This window comes from Tenggerimyces flavus (genome assembly GCF_016907715.1).
Taxonomy (GTDB): domain Bacteria; phylum Actinomycetota; class Actinomycetes; order Propionibacteriales; family Actinopolymorphaceae; genus Tenggerimyces; species Tenggerimyces flavus.
Genome location: NZ_JAFBCM010000001.1, coordinates 6658789 through 6674521 on the forward strand (window position 1 = coordinate 6658789; position 15733 = coordinate 6674521).

15 protein-coding genes and 2 pseudogenes are annotated in these 15733 nt (G+C 66.6%); 6 read left to right on the forward strand and 11 right to left on the reverse strand.

Annotation, left to right across the window (positions count from 1 at the left end):
• The first annotated feature begins 214 nt into the window (after positions 1 to 214).
• Positions 215 to 883: a CBS domain-containing protein gene (locus JOD67_RS31140; RefSeq protein WP_205121263.1), complete on the forward strand. Its 669-nt coding sequence runs from the start codon at positions 215 to 217 to the stop codon at positions 881 to 883.
• 15 nt (positions 884 to 898) lie between these two features.
• On the opposite strand, the gene JOD67_RS40580 is transcribed toward JOD67_RS31140, so the two are convergent.
• The 10 genes and pseudogenes from JOD67_RS40580 to JOD67_RS31185 form a co-directional block, all read right to left on the reverse strand.
• Positions 899 to 1054: a hypothetical protein gene (locus JOD67_RS40580; RefSeq protein ID WP_239556681.1), complete on the reverse strand. Its 156-nt coding sequence runs from the start codon at positions 1052 to 1054 to the stop codon at positions 899 to 901.
• Positions 1055 to 1204: 150 nt separating this feature from the next.
• Positions 1205 to 2467: pseudogene (locus tag JOD67_RS31145) on the reverse strand (hydrogenase large subunit); the annotation flags it as partial.
• Positions 2383 to 3861 carry a proton-conducting transporter transmembrane domain-containing protein gene (locus JOD67_RS31150; RefSeq protein WP_205121265.1) on the reverse strand — a complete coding sequence of 493 codons (1479 nt, stop codon included), beginning with the start codon at positions 3859 to 3861 and terminating at the stop codon, positions 2383 to 2385. The pseudogene JOD67_RS31145 and the gene JOD67_RS31150, both read right to left, overlap by 85 nt.
• An 8-nt stretch (positions 3862 to 3869) precedes the next feature.
• The gene (locus JOD67_RS31155; RefSeq protein WP_205121266.1) at positions 3870 to 4532 is read right to left on the reverse strand and encodes a hypothetical protein; all 663 of its coding nucleotides are present in this window, start codon (positions 4530 to 4532) and stop codon (positions 3870 to 3872) included.
• Positions 4529 to 5503, reverse strand: coding sequence for a respiratory chain complex I subunit 1 family protein (locus JOD67_RS31160; RefSeq protein WP_205121267.1), 975 nt, complete (start codon positions 5501 to 5503; stop codon positions 4529 to 4531). The genes JOD67_RS31155 and JOD67_RS31160 overlap by 4 nt, the downstream gene beginning before the upstream one ends.
• Entirely contained in the window at positions 5500 to 7509 is a 2010-nt protein-coding gene (locus tag JOD67_RS31165) for a proton-conducting transporter transmembrane domain-containing protein (protein ID WP_205121268.1), read from the reverse strand. Before JOD67_RS31165 ends, JOD67_RS31160 begins: the two co-directional genes overlap by 4 nt.
• Complete coding sequence (locus JOD67_RS31170) at positions 7506 to 7985, reverse strand: NADH-quinone oxidoreductase subunit B family protein (RefSeq protein ID WP_205121269.1); 480 nt, start codon at positions 7983 to 7985, stop codon at positions 7506 to 7508. The genes JOD67_RS31165 and JOD67_RS31170 overlap by 4 nt, the downstream gene beginning before the upstream one ends.
• A gap of 42 nt (positions 7986 to 8027) precedes the next feature.
• Positions 8028 to 8399, reverse strand: coding sequence for an ArsR/SmtB family transcription factor (locus JOD67_RS31175; protein ID WP_307782619.1), 372 nt, complete (start codon positions 8397 to 8399; stop codon positions 8028 to 8030).
• Between the two features lie 93 nt (positions 8400 to 8492).
• Positions 8493 to 8798 (reverse strand): hypothetical protein, encoded by a 306-nt coding sequence (locus JOD67_RS31180; RefSeq protein WP_205121271.1) that lies wholly within the window; start codon positions 8796 to 8798, stop codon positions 8493 to 8495.
• Complete coding sequence (locus JOD67_RS31185) at positions 8795 to 9151, reverse strand: STAS domain-containing protein (protein ID WP_205121272.1); 357 nt, start codon at positions 9149 to 9151, stop codon at positions 8795 to 8797. Before JOD67_RS31185 ends, JOD67_RS31180 begins: the two co-directional genes overlap by 4 nt.
• A gap of 191 nt (positions 9152 to 9342) precedes the next feature.
• On the opposite strand from JOD67_RS31185, the pseudogene JOD67_RS40585 reads away from it, so the two are divergent.
• Positions 9343 to 9501, forward strand: a pseudogene (locus tag JOD67_RS40585) (phosphate ABC transporter ATP-binding protein); the annotation flags it as partial.
• A 49-nt stretch (positions 9502 to 9550) separates the two neighbouring features.
• On the forward strand, positions 9551 to 9982 hold the full coding sequence (locus JOD67_RS41445) for a winged helix-turn-helix domain-containing protein (protein ID WP_275577193.1): 432 nt from the start codon (positions 9551 to 9553) through the stop codon (positions 9980 to 9982).
• Here the strand turns inward: JOD67_RS41445 and JOD67_RS31200 are convergent.
• Positions 9965 to 10507: a DUF2637 domain-containing protein gene (locus JOD67_RS31200; RefSeq protein WP_205121274.1), complete on the reverse strand. Its 543-nt coding sequence runs from the start codon at positions 10505 to 10507 to the stop codon at positions 9965 to 9967. The genes JOD67_RS41445 and JOD67_RS31200 overlap by 18 nt on opposite strands.
• 654 nt (positions 10508 to 11161) lie before the next feature.
• Here JOD67_RS31200 and JOD67_RS31205 point away from each other — a divergent pair.
• From JOD67_RS31205 to JOD67_RS31215, 3 genes are read left to right on the forward strand one after another with little or no spacing between them, the layout of a single operon-like run.
• The gene (locus JOD67_RS31205; RefSeq protein WP_205121275.1) at positions 11162 to 12142 is read left to right on the forward strand and encodes a putative glycoside hydrolase; all 981 of its coding nucleotides are present in this window, start codon (positions 11162 to 11164) and stop codon (positions 12140 to 12142) included.
• A 16-nt stretch (positions 12143 to 12158) separates the two neighbouring features.
• Positions 12159 to 14243: a beta-galactosidase trimerization domain-containing protein gene (locus JOD67_RS31210; protein ID WP_205121276.1), complete on the forward strand. Its 2085-nt coding sequence runs from the start codon at positions 12159 to 12161 to the stop codon at positions 14241 to 14243.
• Between the two features lie 14 nt (positions 14244 to 14257).
• Positions 14258 to 15166 carry a carbon-nitrogen hydrolase family protein gene (locus tag JOD67_RS31215; RefSeq protein WP_205121277.1) on the forward strand — a complete coding sequence of 303 codons (909 nt, stop codon included), beginning with the start codon at positions 14258 to 14260 and terminating at the stop codon, positions 15164 to 15166.
• The last annotated feature ends 567 nt before the right edge of the window (positions 15167 to 15733 follow it).

Sequence of the window (15733 nt, forward strand, 5' to 3'; positions counted from 1 at the left end):
GGGCACGATCAACGGTTGCGACGATGCCGTCCCGGGTGGGGGGCACCGCGCTTGCCGCTGGCTTGGACGAGGGTCGCGCATCTCCGGCCACCCGGCGGTTGCACCGTCCACTTTGCCCTAGCCTGAGTCCTAGACATGGCGTGGGTACGCGCTGAGACTAGAGCCGATCGTTGAGGCTGGACACCTGCCGAACTCATGAGGTGGGGTGAACGCGATGGAAGAGCCGACGGTCGCCGATGCGATGACGCACACCATGATCACTGCGTCGGCGGACACGCCGTTCAAAGAACTTGTCGGTCCGATGGTGGGTCATGGGATCGGTGGGCTACCGGTCACCGATCCCGAGGGCCGGCCAATCGGTGTGGTGCTGGCATCTGATCTGCTCACCAAGTTCGAGTTTCGATGCGGCGATGACAGGCCCCCTCTGTGGTCGGGCGGGAGCCCGCAGCGTCGCTGGCGGAAGTCTTGCGGCCTGGTGGCGAAGGACCTCATGTCGCAGCCTCAGACGGTCAAGGTCACGACGACGGCGCGAGTCGCGGCACATAAGCTGGCGACAGGTAACCACCGGATGCTGTGTGTCGTGGACAAGGGTGGATATCTGGTTGGCGTCGTCACCGGGCAGGACCTGGTACGACTGATGCTGCGCAGCGATAGCGCGGTACGTCATGCCGTAGAACGTGCACTCATAGCCGTCGCAGGCGGCACAGCAGCGGCAGGAGTCGGCATCGACGTCGCGGACGGTGTGGTCACCCTCGAAGGTTCGATCCCGCTCCGCAGCACCGTGCTCAGCATCGGCCACGCGGTTCACCGCATCCGAGGTGTGGTGTTGGTACGAAGCACCCTGCGGTATGAGATGGACGATCTGATGGTCACCGGGCTCTGATCAGCCTGCGACCCCCTACAGGTCGTTGCCGGCGTAGGAGAGGTTGAAACTCTTGTTGGTAAGGGGAAAGTCGGGGACGATCGTGTCGGCAAGGGCTACGGGGAGCGCAGGCCAGTTGAAGAACGACGGGTCGACGACCTTGACCCGGCGAAGTGTACGGTCCGGTGTCATCTCCACACGGTGGACGATGGTGCCTCGCCAGCCCTCGACGATTCCGGTTCCCGCGCCCGATGCCTCACGGACGGTCGGAACCGGCCGAGCATAGCCGTCGAGAAGCTGAGCGATCAGCTCGGTGGAGGTCTTGAACTCCTCGGCTCGTACGGTGAACCGCGCGAGGACATCGCCATCTGGGCTGGTGTGAACTGGAACGGATCGGTGGTAGTCGCAGAACGGATGGTCGCGGCGCGCGTCGTGATCGAGCCCGCTGGCGCGTGCTACGTAACCGAGGGTGCCGAGGTCGCGAGCCTGTTGACGGTGGAGAACGGCAGTGCCGGCGAATCGCTCACGGACGACACTGTGGCTGAGGGCGATGTCGACGAGTTCGGCGACATCGCTAGCGATGGTCTTGAGCTGTCCACCGTCAGGTTCGGCCCGTAACACAGTGGCTCCAGGGCGGATTGCGCCGCGGAGCAGGCGATGACCGGTGAGCTGCGCGTTGATCCGGAGAAGTTGTTCGCGAACGCGCTGGGCGTGGGCATGGAGAACGCCGAAGCCGACGTCGTTGCAGAGCGCACCGAGATCGGCGATGTGGTTGTAGAGGCGTTCCAACTCCAGCAGCAGCGCCCGGTTCCGGGTGGCGTCAATCGAAGCGTCGATGCCGAGCGCCTCCTCGACCGCGAGCGTGTACGCGAGGCTGTGCCCGACCGCGGTGTCACCGCTGATGCGTTCGGCGAGCTCGATCCCGTCGTCAGGTTCGCGGCCCTGGAAGAGCTTCTCGATGCCCTTGTGCACGAACCAGAGCCGTGGCTTGAGCTTCAGGATGGTCTCTCCAACAACGGAGAAACGGAAGTGTCCGGGTTCGATGAGCCCCGCGTGCACTGGGCCGACCGGTATCTCGTAGACGCCCGGCCCCTCGACGGTGCGGAACGGATACGGCCCCTCGGGATCGTCGAAGCTGGGAATCGCACTCGCGTCCGCGCGCATCGGGAACCAGCCACGTGGCCAATGGAAGTGACGAACGAGCCGACGCGGCAGTGGGTGACCCTCGATGCCGATTCCGAACAGGTCATGCAGCTCACGCTCGAATCGACCACCAGGGAAGGAGATCTCAGCGATGGTAGGCAGGCGGGGGTCTTGGCGGTCGAGCTGAACAGAGAGCTCGATGCGCCGGTCGGGGTTGCGTGCGACGAAGAGGTAGACGACTCGGAAACGGCCGCCAGCAGCGGCCGCGTCGTCGTGGCCGGCGATCAGTGCGAGTCGGAATCCCTCGGCGAACAAGCCGATCGTACGGTTCACCAACTCCGCGCCGGCCACCTCATGGGTGGTGGTCGCAGCTGAGTTCATGGCGTGCCTCCGGTCACCGTCGCCGCGGCCGCGCGAATCAGCGGCTCGAGGGGGCCGATGCCGATACCGACCGCCGCGCATGCAACCAGGCCGAGCACGAGCGGAACATTTGCCGTGCCCGACAAGGCTGACGTGGACGAGGTCGCATCCGGCGCCGGTCCGAGGAGGATGCGACCCGTGTGTGTGAGCAGTGCAGCCGCGATGGTGAGCATGAGGACCAGCGCCGCGGCCGTGGGCCAGGTCAGACCGGTCCCGAATCCGGCAGTGGCGATGCCGAGCGTACTTGCGAAGAGGCTGAAGGGTGGGAACCCGACGAGGGCGAGAATCCCCAGCCCCGAGCTGGCGGCGAGCACGGGGTGTCGAGCGAGGAGTCCACGGAGATGGGCCAGCGTGCTGGTTCCGGTGACCTGCAAGGTGTGTCCGGACCCGATGAACACGACCGACTTGGCCAGGCCGTGGCCGAGGATGTGCAGCAAGACGGCGGCGATGGCGGCCGCTGTACCCGCGGCGGCGCCGAGGGCGAGCAGCCCCATGTGTTCGATGCTGGAGTACGCGAGCATCCGCTTGTAGTCACGTTGCGCGAGCAACAACGAGGCGGACACCAGCAGCGAGGCGAGCGCGATCACCACGAGGAGGCCTCGCGCGAAGCCGACGCCGAGAGCAGGATCGGCAATAGCCTTCACCCGGAGAATCGCGTAGAACGCGACCGACAGGAGCACCCCTGACATCAGCGCCGACACCGGGGCGGGAGCCTGTCCATGTGCGTCGGGCAACCACGCGTGCAGGGGAACCAGACCCGCCTTGGTACCGAAACCGACGATCAGCAGGGCTACTGCGAGGCGGGTCACGCCGGGATCGAGCTCACCGCTGACCCCAACGAGCGTGGTCCAGTCCAGACCCCTGTCCCCCGCTCCAGCGTGAAGGGCGGCGTAGTTGAGCAACACCGTCCCAAGGAACGCGAGCGCGATCCCGACCGAGCAGATGACGACGTACTTCCAAGCGGCCTCGAGCGCCGTACGGGTGCCGCGTTGCCCGACGAGGAACGCGGTCGCGATCGTCGTGGCCTCGACAGCCGCCCACAGCACGCCGAGGTTGGCCGCGAGGACGGCCACCGCCATGGCGCCGAGGAACGCCTGGACCAGGAGACTGTGCCGCCGAGCGGTCCGGTCGGTGGCTCGACCAGCGGCAATCTCGCGGGCGAGCCAACCCGGACCGGCCGCCGTGGCAAGGCTCCCGACCGCTCCGATGACGATGACCATGAACGCGCTCAGGGCATCGACGCGCAGTAGTCCGCCCAAGACTGTCACCGCGCCCCCTGTACTCACTGCGACCGCGAGGGTGATGCCGGCGGCCAGAGTGACGAGGGCGGATCCGAGCGCTACCCACCGAGTCCCCACCCGCCAGCCGATCAACGCATAGATCGAGGCGCCGAGGAGCGGAACGAGGACGGGCACCAGGGTCAGAACCACGGACATCCACGTAGTCACGTGTCGCGCAACTCCTTCAGCTCGTCCAGGTCGGCATCACCGAAGGCGGACTGGATCCGCCCGGTGAGGAGTCGTAGCACGAGGGCGACGAACAGCACGTCCAGAGACACTGCGAGCTCCACGACCAGGGGCACTCCCGATGTAGTGAGGAACGCCGTTGCGGTGATGCCGTTGTCGATCAGCAGGAACCCGACGATCTGCGAGACCGGACGCCGTCTGCTGACCAGCACAAGGAACCCGAGCAACACGACGGTCAAGGCGATCGGAATCGCGCGAGTGGCTGGGCTCGGCGCGAGCGCGATCAACGGCTCGGACACGACGTACGCGAGTAGCGTCAACGCCGCCCCAGCGAGCAAGGATGAGGCAACGTTGACGAGCGGCTTGGATTCCCGCGCCTGCGACCGGTCCCCGACGGCGCGGCGGACGACGAACGGAAGCAATACTCCGCGTAGGCCGGCTATGCCGACCGCCAACAGCGCGAGCTCGAGCGACGCGTCGTGCCAGGCGACCACACCGACGACAAGCCCGAGTGCCACCCCCTGCCCGCTGAACAACCGAATGATCGTGAACAGGTCTCGGCGCCAGAGCACCAGGACGGCGGCCAACAAGAACAGCCCACTGGTGACGTTCAATAGCGCCACGAAGACGGTCTCGCTCACGAGACTCCCACACGAACGAAGAACGAAGCCGCGACAGCCAACAGCGCGAGCAGGAACGATCCGGCGAGCAACTCGGGCACGCGGAACAGCCGGAGCTTCGCCATGAACACCTCGCCGACCGCGAGACCCACGGCCAGCACGACTGTCTTGGCGACGAACGCGAGAACAGCCAGGAGAAGCAAACCCACCGAGCCACCTGTGGCTATCCCCCAGGGGAACAACAGGTTCGCGAGAAGCCCGACGAACACGAGCAGGCGGGTGGCAGACGCCCACTCCACAACGGCGAGGTCAGGACCGGAGTACTCCAGGATCATCGCCTCGTGCACCATCGTCAACTCGAGATGGGTCGACGGGTTGTCGACCGGCAGACGGCCGGTCTCCGCAATGACAGCAACGGCCAACGCGACGCCCGCCAGGAGCGTCGTCGGGGACAGGACTCGGGTCGGATCATCGAGAGTCGCGGTGACGATCGCCGCGAGATTCGTCGATCCGACCGGAACCGACAAGGCCAGAATCGCCACCAGCAGAGTCGGTTCGACGAGGGCGAGGATGGTCATCTCCCGGCTCGCGCCCATGCCACCGAACGCCGTCCCGGTGTCGATCCCTGCGAGCGCGAGGCTCACTGCGCCCAAGGTGAGCAGCGCGACCACGACGAACAGATCTGCTACCCCGTCGAAGGGCGATCGCGTCGACAGGAACGGACCCACAGCCACGACCATCAGGGTCGTCGCGGCGAGAACCAGCGGAGCGACGGCGAACAGCCCGCTCGTGCCGTTCGGTGTCAACCGTTCCTTGCGCAACAGCTTTGCCAGGTCGCGCCACGGCTGCACCACACCTGCGCCGACGCGGCCCTCCAACTTGGCCCGCACCTGTCGCATCAACCCGACCAGGAGCGGTGCGCCACCTGCGATCAGCACGACTTGGGCAGCCACGCCAACGAGCGCGACGCCCATCCCGCCGCCTTCGGTCATCGCGTCACCGCAAGGACGACCAGAAGGACGACGAGACTGCCGAATCCATAAGCGAGGTAGCGATGCACGCTGCCGTTGGCCAGGCGCCGTCCCATCGTTCCCCACCATCGCACCATCGCGACGATCGGTCCGTACAGCCGCTGCTCGATCCGGTCCGGAACGCGGCGTCGGTACTCGATGCTGTCGACCAGGTAGCGAGACTCCGCGACATGGGTGACGTCGACGTCGAGCTCCGGGTCGAGGACGTCGTCGAAGACTCGCTGCAATGGTTCGGCGAACGAGGTCGCGGTGTACTCCATCCGCGCCGTCATCGGTCCGGCACCACAGTCCCATAGCCGGGTGTTCCGCCGAACCCGTCCACCCACCGCCCGGAGCACCACCAAGACCAGCACGCAGCCGACCAACAAGCCAACCGCGAGAATCAGCGGCGACATCGACCCGACGAGATACTCCAGCCGGACGGTGATGACGCCGGACACAACCTCGTTCGTATCGGTACCGACCAGGTTCGAAGCGACGCCGCTCAACGACGGCAACAGCAGACCAGGCGCGAGGGAGAGCACCGCGATCGCGGCGACCATCACGCCAATCCCGACGAGCATGGTCGGGGGGCTCTCGACCGCGTCCTCGGCCTCGGCACTGCGAGGCTTGGCGAGGAACCCCACACCGAACGCCTTCACGAAGGTGGCCACACCGAGACCCGCCGTAAGCGCTACGGCCGCCACCGCGACAGTCATCGTGATGGCAGACGTCATGCCTCCAGCGGAGAACCCGTGGACGAAGCTCTGCAGTAACAACCACTCACTGACGAACGCGTTTCCGGGCGGCAGCGCCGAAGCTGCCAACGCGCCGGCGCCGAACAGTGCCGTGGTCGTCGGCATCGTCGCCCGCAACCCACCCAGACGATCCAGATCGCGAACGCCGGTGCCATGCAGCACTGATCCGGCTGACAGGAACAGGACCGACTTGAACGCGGAGTGGTTGACCACATGCAAGAACGCCGCCACCAGGGCAAGCCCGGCGACAACCTCGTTGCCGTTCGCGACGAAGATCCCAGCCGCGCCGATACCGACCAACACCAGGCCGAGGTTCTCCGTTGTCGACCAGCCGAGCATCCGTTTCAGATCGGTCGCGACCACGGCCTGCAAGATCCCGTACACGGCGGAGATGGCGCCCAACGCCAAGACCAGCAACCACCACCAGACCGGGCCGCCACCGAGCAGATCGAACCCGACGCGGACGATGCCGTACGCACCGAGGTTGACCATGGCCGCGGACATCAAGGCTGACACGTGACTCGGCGCCTCCGGGTGGGCCCGTGGCAACCAGGCATGCAACGGCACGATGCCCGCCTTGGAGGCGAACCCGATGAACGTCAGCACGAAGACCACCGACCGGACCGCGGGCGACAGCTCGCCAGAGACCGCACGTAGCTCGTCGAACGACCCACCCGCATGCGTGGCGAACACTGTCAGCCCGATGAGGATCGTCACCAGCCCGAGATGGGTCAGCACTGCGTACCACAGCCCGGCGCGGGCCACCGCTGGACGCTGTCGATGCTCGGTCAACACCAACAGGAGTGAGGTGAATGCCATCAGCTCCCAACACAACAGGAAGGTGGCTACCGTCGACGCCGCGGGCACCAACCACAACGCCACCGCGAACATCGGCAGCACCGCCTGCATGGTGCGACCCGAACCGCGCGCGTAGCCGACGTGGTAGATGCCTGCGACAACCACCACACCGCCCGCCACCGCAACGAACAGCCCACCCAACGGATCCAGGTCCAGCCGGAATCCGAACAACGGGAGCAACCACGGCAGATCAACGACCAGGCGGCCACCCAGCACGGCCGCTCCACCGCAGACCACGGCCGCCGCTCCTGCCAACGCCACCAATCCGCCGACCACGACCGAACGTGCGCGCGAGAGTCCTACTACCGCATAGGCCGCGGCCAATCCCGCGAGCAGGACCGCAGCACACAGACAGAGTCGGGCGATACTCACCGGCCGGTCACGTCACGCACAGCCGCGACGATCGCATCCGGCGGCGGGGGGCAACCGGGAACCTCCACATCGACGGGCACGAAGTCACCGACTGCGCCCGCCACTCCATATCCGCCGGCGAACACTCCGCAATTGCGCGCACAATCACCCACCGCCACGACCACCTTCGGCCCCGGCACCGCTTCGAAGGTGCGCCGCAGCGGCTCAGCCATGTTCCTCGTCACGGGACCCGTCACGAGCAGTCCATCCGCATGTCGTGGCGACGCGACCAGCCTGGCGCCATAGCGTTCCGCGTCGTAGACCGGACCGAACGCGGACCCGATCTCGACCTCACACCCGTTGCACGACCCCGCGTCGACATGCCGGAACTGCACCGACCCGCGCAGTTCCCGTACCGCCCTCTCGGCCCCACCTCGTGCGGGGCTGGGTTCGGCCACCCGGCCCGTCCGCCAGATCTTCCGCAGCAGCCTGATCACGACACCCCACCCACATTCCCCACAGCTGACGTCCGATCCCACCTAACCGCGGCCGCGGCCACGGCTACGGCTACGCGTACCTGCCAAGGTGCTACTGCGCAGGTGCTCGAGCATCTCCACCTGTCCCGCCAGCACACCGGTCAAGATGGTCCTTGCCACCGCCAACAGCTCGGCAACCTCAGGACTGACCAAGGAGTAGTAGACGGTCGACCCGTCCTTGCGCGTGACGACCAAGCCAGAACGCCGCAGCACAGCCAACTGCTGCGACAGGTGCGCCGGCTCGATCCCCACCTCCGGCAACATCTCGCCGACACTGTGCTCGCGCTCACTCAAGAGCTCCAGCACCCGTATGCGGGCCGGATGCCCCAACGTCTTGAAGAACTCCGCCTTCAACTGATACAGGGGTGTGGTCACGGCAGCCCGACCACGCGTATCGTTCCACGACATTCGATGCTCATCAGTTGCCAACCTTAGCAACTACGAAACCGGTTGTGTCCACGTGCCCGATCATGGGAACCGCGGCTCTTGAGACAGGTCCCGGTCCACGGCAACAACCCGGTCGCCTCGCATGATGCGTACCTGACGGTCACGTGTCCGATACCTCTGCGGGTCCAAGTCCACGTCGGGCACAGGAGCGACGAGCAGGTAGAGGTAGTCGTTGTCGGCGATCTCCTGACGCGACGCCACTTCAACAGCCCTCAGGTGATCCAACGACCATCGTTCGGCAGCCCCCACCGTTTCCGCGATATGCAGAAGGTCGCCGTCCCGGTCGTAGACGTACCAGGCCCAAGCCTCCCCGGGACCATGGATCATGACGGGCCCATGGTGGCCAGGGCTGCACGAGCGGACGCCACGTCAGCGAACACCTCGGTTCCCAACAGTGGCCCACCGGGCGCCGACCACGATGCGGGCAGTTCCCTACCGCACACCGCGAATCGCCTGGCTACCTCGGCTGCCCGGGCAGCAGCCTTCAAGATCGCCCGTTCTCCACTCGAGCTCCAGCCCTGCAGCTCGCCAAGATCCAGCACCAAGGCCTCACCGGTGAAGGTCAACGCCCACCCGACAGCCCCATCGAACTGCTCCACAGCCGCGTCGCCGAGAAACCCGACGAGCTCGACCACCGCGACGCCATCCTCCCTCACCAGCTGCCACTGCATCGATGACACCAGGCCGCCTCCACTCGCGCACGCATCTTGCGCCAACTTCGCTACTTGCGAACTTTAGCAACTGCTGATCAGCGAACCCTCCTCCCCTCCCCATCTGCCCTTCGAGCGAGTCCAGATCATGGAGCGGACGGGGCATCGATGCGCTCCTGCAGCTGACCGGTGTCGCACCGATCAAGGAGAATCTCCGACAGATCGACGACGTCGCGTACGGCCCCCGCGAAGTCGGCCTGAATGTCGACAACATGGACGGGATCGTCGAGGAGGCGCTTCGCGGAGCCGCGCTCTGGGACAAGGTCAAGGACAAGCTCAAGCAGAGTGCGTACAGGCTTTTCTGTGGTCAGCAGCAGCCGCTCTGCATCGCCCGCACGATCGCTGTGCAGACAGGGATCATCCTCAAGGATGAGCCTTGCTCCGCCCTCGACCCGATCGCCACTGCGCGCATCGAGGATCTCATGCACCAGGTCCGGCAGCAGGACACGATCGCCCCTTCCGCTCGCCGGAGGTCGCACCTTGCCGCGGGCGACTTCCCGCAAGCGGTATTCGACGATCTTCCCGACGTCATCGACCTGGGGCCGCTGCGACTCGACGCCTGCTCCCGCCAGTCATGCCGGCTCGAACAACTTGAGTGTTCACATGCGTCGCATCCGGCTCCGACTCGGCGACGACCCCCGCAACCCGCGCATCATCCTCAGCGTCCGCGGCGTGGGATATCGCCTCGTGCTTCCCGAGGCCAGCTACATCCGCTGGCGCAACCAGCGCTGTCACCCCAAACGCCACTTCGCCATCGGCTCCAAGATCCGCCAACCCGATTACCTACCCAACGTTGCTTGACGCGGCACTAGGCATTTCGGGTACAAGTGAGATCCGGGCCGGCTCGCGTACGACGTCTTGTGTCGGCTCGGATACACCTTCGGATGCGCGGCCCATGTTGCGGACCATCAGCATGAGGAGCTCGTACGAACCGACAAGCGCGAAGGCGGGCCACGCAGCTACGAGAGCGCCGACGAGCCCGTCGGCGAGACCATGCGCGGCGTTCGCAGCAACGGTCGCCGCGATACCGAGCCCCAGGAGCCAGCGGGCAAGGGCGGGAACGGGGGTCCGACGCCGCGCGGAGTGCAGCATCACCATCGAGCTGGCGTAGATCAGGCCATCGACCGTCAGCGGCACGACGCGGGCTGTGAGGCCGTCCTCGCCATAGCTACGGACAACGTGGAAGGCGTGGCGGTAGGAGACGATCGCGGCAACGGTGGCAACGCAGACCACAGCAGCGGCGGTCGACCATCGAATGAGCCTGTCCGTGTCGATCAGGGACAGGAACGTGCGAGGCGAGTTGTCATGAGGGGTCGCGGGCGGCACGGATGAGCTCCTTGGAGGTCCCCTGGGCGGCCGGCCGAAGCCGACCGCCCGTTTTCACAGCCGTTTCACAGAAGGTCGAGACGGCTCCGCACTCAGGAGTACCTAGCTGGACTCCTGATGGACCAGGGGCACCGTGACCATACGCATCCGTCCCACCCGGACGGCGTACACCGGACTTCTAATCCGGCGGTCGTAGGTTCGAATACCACCGGGCGCGCCACGTTTTCGCAGGTCAGGGCCTCGGAAGGGCCGCGCATCGCCGGGTCCGCGCGTCCCTGCCCGGAACGCACAGTTGACTTGGCAAGATCGCGACCTCCCCCACCCTGTGGTGTCTCAGGACATGGGACCCTCCGAACCTATCGGGCCGGGTATTGCTTTGTGGCTGGTAGTCGCCGGTGGCTCGAGGGTCGGGCCTCTGGCAGGGCGGCGCGGTGCCTCGACAGCGATTGCTGCAAGCTCCATCCACGGCGCGGCACCCTCTCGGTCCGATTGCGGACCTCCCGTCTTGCCAAGCGCTTGCAGTTTGCTGCAACATAATGCACAGACTCAAGGCATCGGTCCTCCGCGCAACGACGAGACCCTGTGAGGGTTGCCATGACGAGACGCCCGCATGCTTCGACACCGAAAGCGTTTTCCCGGCGCCAGGCCCTGACCTTGGGCGCCACGATCACCGGCGCGGCGATGATGTCCGTCGCTGGGCTTCCCGAGGCGGCCAGCGCCAGTCCGGTGTGCTCGCTCGCTGGGACCAACCGGCCCTTCATCCTGCACTTCTCCTGGAACGTGCCGCCGCTCACGACGTACGGCGCGGGCACGTTCATGTGCGTCAACTGGTGGGCGTCGCGGCACTTCCCGTCGCAAATCCAGGCCGTGCGCGCGAACGACTGCGAGGTCGTCGAGTACACGCTCCCGGTCAGCGACTACCCGTACGACGATGGCACCAACAGCGGCGTCGAGGAGATGGTGCTGTTCTACACCGGCGGGTCGGGCGACGTGTACCGGCGCCGGGACATTCCGCTGAACTGGTACTGGGATCCGTCCAACCCCGATCGCGTGACCGTCCCCAACTACTCGGCGCGGATGATGGACATTCGGGCGAACAGTGCGTTCTTCCACCACCTGCTCGAGGACTACTACCCGGCCAGGCTCGCGAACCCGAACTGGAAGCTGGACGGGTTCTTCCTCGACGTCCTCGGCGACGGCTACCTCGCCTACATGACCGGCGCGTCGGCCGCCGAGCAGGAGGAGATGCGCGCGGGGATGCGCTGGTTCGTCGCGCAGCTGCGCGACGTCGTCGGCGACGAGTGCATTCTCATCAACAACAACTACTGGCTGAACGACAACTTCGACGTCGACGGCATCATGCTGGAGAACCACGTCGAGCCGACGAATGCCGTGTGGCCGCCGATCCTCGCGCGCACGAAGCGGGGCGTACGCCGGCGCAACCTCACCACCAACCCGACGGCGGAGCTCGCCTGCGGCTGGGCGCAGATCGACGGCGTGGACCAGGCGGGCTTCCACCCGACCGACTACAACATCGGGCCACCCGTGCCGTACGGCGACTGCGGAATCGGCAACAACGGTTGGCCGGCCTCGGCCCACCACCTCCACCTGTGGGACTCCACCACAGCTGTCTGAACGAGGGGGATCACTCGTGGCCAGCAGGCCCGCCACCGCCACCTGGTTGACCGAAGCACGCACGCTGATCCTCGAGTCGTATTCGCCGCCGCTCTACCCTGACCTCGAGTACGAGCCCGACCGGCTCGTCGCCACGATGAGGTCCCTGAACGCCGACACCGTCCGGTTCGGGGCGATCGGGTACTGGGCGAACTATCCGAGCAAGCGGTTCCCGGTGCACCCGGGCCTCGGCGATCGGGACCTGGTGCGGGAGACGATCGACGCGTGTCGTGCGGCGGGCCTGCGCTGCGTCGTCTACCTCCCGCTGTCGCACCCGATGATCGAGCCGGCGCTGGACTCGCGCGCGCACTGGCTGCAGCGCACCGAGTCCGGCGACCGGCACGAATGCGACTACCACGTAGGCGACTTCGCTCGGCCGTACATGTGGTACATCTGCTCGCGCGGGCCCTACCGGGCGGCAGCCGCGGAGATCACCCGCGAGATCGTCGAGGGCTACGACGTCGACGGGATGTACTTCGACGGACCGCACTACTACCGGCCCTGCTACTGCGAAGGGTGCCGGGAGTCGTTCAAGGAGTACTGCGGGAGCGAGCTGCCGAGCATCCGGATGGGCCAGGAGTACGCCCTGGACTGGAACGATCCCGCCATTCCGGCGTACTTTCGGTGGATCGGTGACACCGACCACGACGTCCTGCAGGAGCAGCTCGACGTCATCAGGAGCGTCCGCCCGGACCTGCCCGTGCTCTCGCATGGCGGTCCGGTGCTCCACACGCTCTACAAGCAACCGCACCAACGGCTGCTCGAGCAGGTCGACGGGACGTTGTTCGAGACCGGGTCGAGCCTCGTGCACCGGCATCTGATCGCGGGGCTCACCCGTTCGGCCGGTCGGCTGATGTGGTCGTACACCGGCGGGTACAACAACCATCCGCGCATCGTCGGGCAGGGCGTCGAGTGGGCGCTCGAGGGCTTCAGCAGCCTGTCGATCGGTGGCAGCCCGCTGATCTCCGCGGGAGGCCGTTTCTACTACGACACCAGGGGATCTGAGCACGTGCGGGAGGTGTACGACTTCCAGCAGGAGCACCGCGAGCTGTACGCGGGCCTCGAGCCAGAGCCGTTCCTCGCGCTCCCGTACTCGCAGGCGACCGCGGAACGCTTCACCCACGCCGACCCGATCAACCGCTACAACCATCCGTGGACGGCCGCGCACGATCTCCTGCAGAGCGTCAACCTGCAGACGAACCCCGTCTTCGAGACCGTCCTCGACTCCCCCGAGCGGCTGTCCGAGTACCGCGTGCTCTACCTGCCGAACGTCGCCGTGCTCACGCCGTCGCAACGCGAGAACGTCCGTGCGTACGTGGCGAACGGCGGCGGGCTGATCGCCGCCGGCATCACCGCGGCGACCGATCCCGAGCTGTACGGCGTGGAGGTACGCTCCGACGAATGGGCCGGGCACGACGTCTACCTCGACGTCCCCGACAGCGCCGACGCGACGATTCCAGGGCTCGCGCAGGGCGGGCTGCTGCCGGTGCAACGGCACGCGTTGGTCGCCGCGCACGACGAGGCCTCGGTGCTCGCGACTCTCCAGCGGGGTTGGGCTTCCACGTCGTACCCCGGCATCGTGGCGCGCCGTCATGGCGACGGCCGCGTGGTCTATCTGGCGGGTGCGCCGGAGGATGCGTTCGTCGGCTGGATCCACAAGCACGACCCGTCCGTGCCGGGGCCGTTGGTCCGGCAGCGGATGGGGTACGACCACCTGCCGGAGCTGGCGCGGCTGATGGCGGCCGCCGTCCGCTGGGCGTGTCGCGAGCAGCTGCCGTACGAGCTCGACGCCGATCCCGACCTGCTTGTCGTCCTGGCGCGGAAGGGCGGCGCGAAGGTGCTGAGCCTGATCAACCTGTCCGGGCCGCGGTACGAGTCCGGGCGCTGCGTGCTCGACCACGTACGACCGCGCCGCGACGTGCGGGTGCGGGTCCGCGCGAGGGCCGACGCGTCGTTTCGCCTGCTGCGGGCAGGCGTGGTGCCGCGGACGGTGCGGCACGGCGACTACGTCGAGGTGGTCGTCCCCGAGCTCACGACGTACGAAGCCGTTCTCGTGCACTGACGACCGGAGGACTCATGCCCAGGAAGGTTCGTGTCGCGACGCTGTCGTTCATCTACGCCGGTGGGACGACGATCGAGGAGAATCGCGACCGTGCATGCGAGTTCGTCGAGATGGTGGGTTCCTCGCGGCCGGACCTGGTCTGCCTGCCGGAGAACTACCTCTTCACCAACCTCCGTGGGCCCGCCCGTACGCCGGAGCCCCTCGACGGGCCGACCACCTCGGCACTGGGAAAGCTGGCGCGCAAGTACGGTACCTGGATCGTTGGCGGGCTGCTGACCGAGGACGCCGAGGGCGTGATCCGCAACCATGCGGTCGTGCTCGACCGTCAAGGCGAGCTTGCGGGCGCGTACGCCAAGACGCACCCGACGGTCGAGGAGTGCGAGGACCGGAAAATCGTTCCCGGGTCGCTCGACCCGTTCGTGCTCGAGACCGACTTCGGGCGGCTGGGGCTGGCGATCTGCTTCGACATCGGCTGGCCGGCGCAGTGGGCGGGATTGCGCTCTGCCGGAGCCGAGCTGGTCGTGTGGCCGTCCGCGTACGACGGCGGCTTCCCGTTGCAGGCTTACGCGTGGCTGCACCAGTACTACGTGGTCTCCTCGGTGCGCAGCTTCCACAGCAAGATCATCGACCTCACCGGCGAGGTGCTGGCCTCCACCAGCCAGTGGCACCGGGCCGCGGTCGAGACGATCGACCTGGAGAAGCGGGTGTTCCACATCGACCAGCAGTACCTCAAGCTCCAAGACGTCCAGCGCGACCTCGGGGCGGGCGTGACGATCCGGACGGGGAGCCAGGAGAACATCTTCACGCTGGAGAGCAACGACGACGCGTGGCCGCTCGATCGGATCATGGAGACGTACGGGCTGGTGGACCTCACCACCTACCTCGCCCGCTCCACGGAGGTACAGGACAAGCACCGCGCCTAACCACCGGTCGGCACGGGTTTCGTTTGGAATGAAGGGCACCTTCATTCGAACCTATTGAATGAAGGTGCCCTTCATTCAAAACAGGGGACGGAAGACCCGGCTTCATCTAAACCACAAGAAGCCAGGGGCCCCACAAGCAACGCGAGCACGGCAACAAACCCAGCAAGAAGGAACCTCCCCCGGGACACCTGTTCCGGGGGCAGGGGCGGCGCGTGAAAAACAGGTGGCCGGGCCGGGGCGAGTCAAGGGCCGCTCCGCGGTCGCGAAGCGACGTCGCCCCTCTGCGAAGCCGCCGCGACGCCCTTGACGCGCCCCGGACCGGCCACCACACTCGGACGCCGCCACAGACCCCGAGAGCACCAAACCCCAGGACAGCCTGCGAAGAACACTGCACCAAGACAGCACCAGACCCAGAAGAGCTTCGCCAAGAACATGCCGCACCCGCCGCGCAAGACGGCGCCACGCCGAGATCCTTCGAATGAAGGGCACCTTCATCTCAACCTGTTGAATGAAGGTGCCCTTCATTCAAGCGGCGCGGCAGCTGGGTCGGGGGCACCCTGGTCCGAA

Excerpts from the sequence above, each read along its gene's own strand:
- JOD67_RS31150 (WP_205121265.1), bottom strand. The coding sequence starts at position 3,861 with ATGTCCGTGGTTCTGACCCTGGTGCCCGTCCTCGTTCCGCTCCTCGGC.
- JOD67_RS31180 (WP_205121271.1), bottom strand. The coding sequence starts at position 8,798 with ATGATCCATGGTCCCGGGGAGGCTTGGGCCTGGTACGTCTACGACCGG.
- JOD67_RS31160 (WP_205121267.1), bottom strand. The coding sequence starts at position 5,503 with ATGACCGAAGGCGGCGGGATGGGCGTCGCGCTCGTTGGCGTGGCTGCC.
- JOD67_RS31140 (WP_205121263.1), top strand. The coding sequence starts at position 215 with ATGGAAGAGCCGACGGTCGCCGATGCGATGACGCACACCATGATCACT.
- JOD67_RS31215 (WP_205121277.1), top strand. The coding sequence starts at position 14,258 with ATGCCCAGGAAGGTTCGTGTCGCGACGCTGTCGTTCATCTACGCCGGT.
- JOD67_RS40580 (WP_239556681.1), bottom strand. The coding sequence starts at position 1,054 with ATGACACCGGACCGTACACTTCGCCGGGTCAAGGTCGTCGACCCGTCG.
- JOD67_RS41445 (WP_275577193.1), top strand. The coding sequence starts at position 9,551 with ATGAGCCTTGCTCCGCCCTCGACCCGATCGCCACTGCGCGCATCGAGG.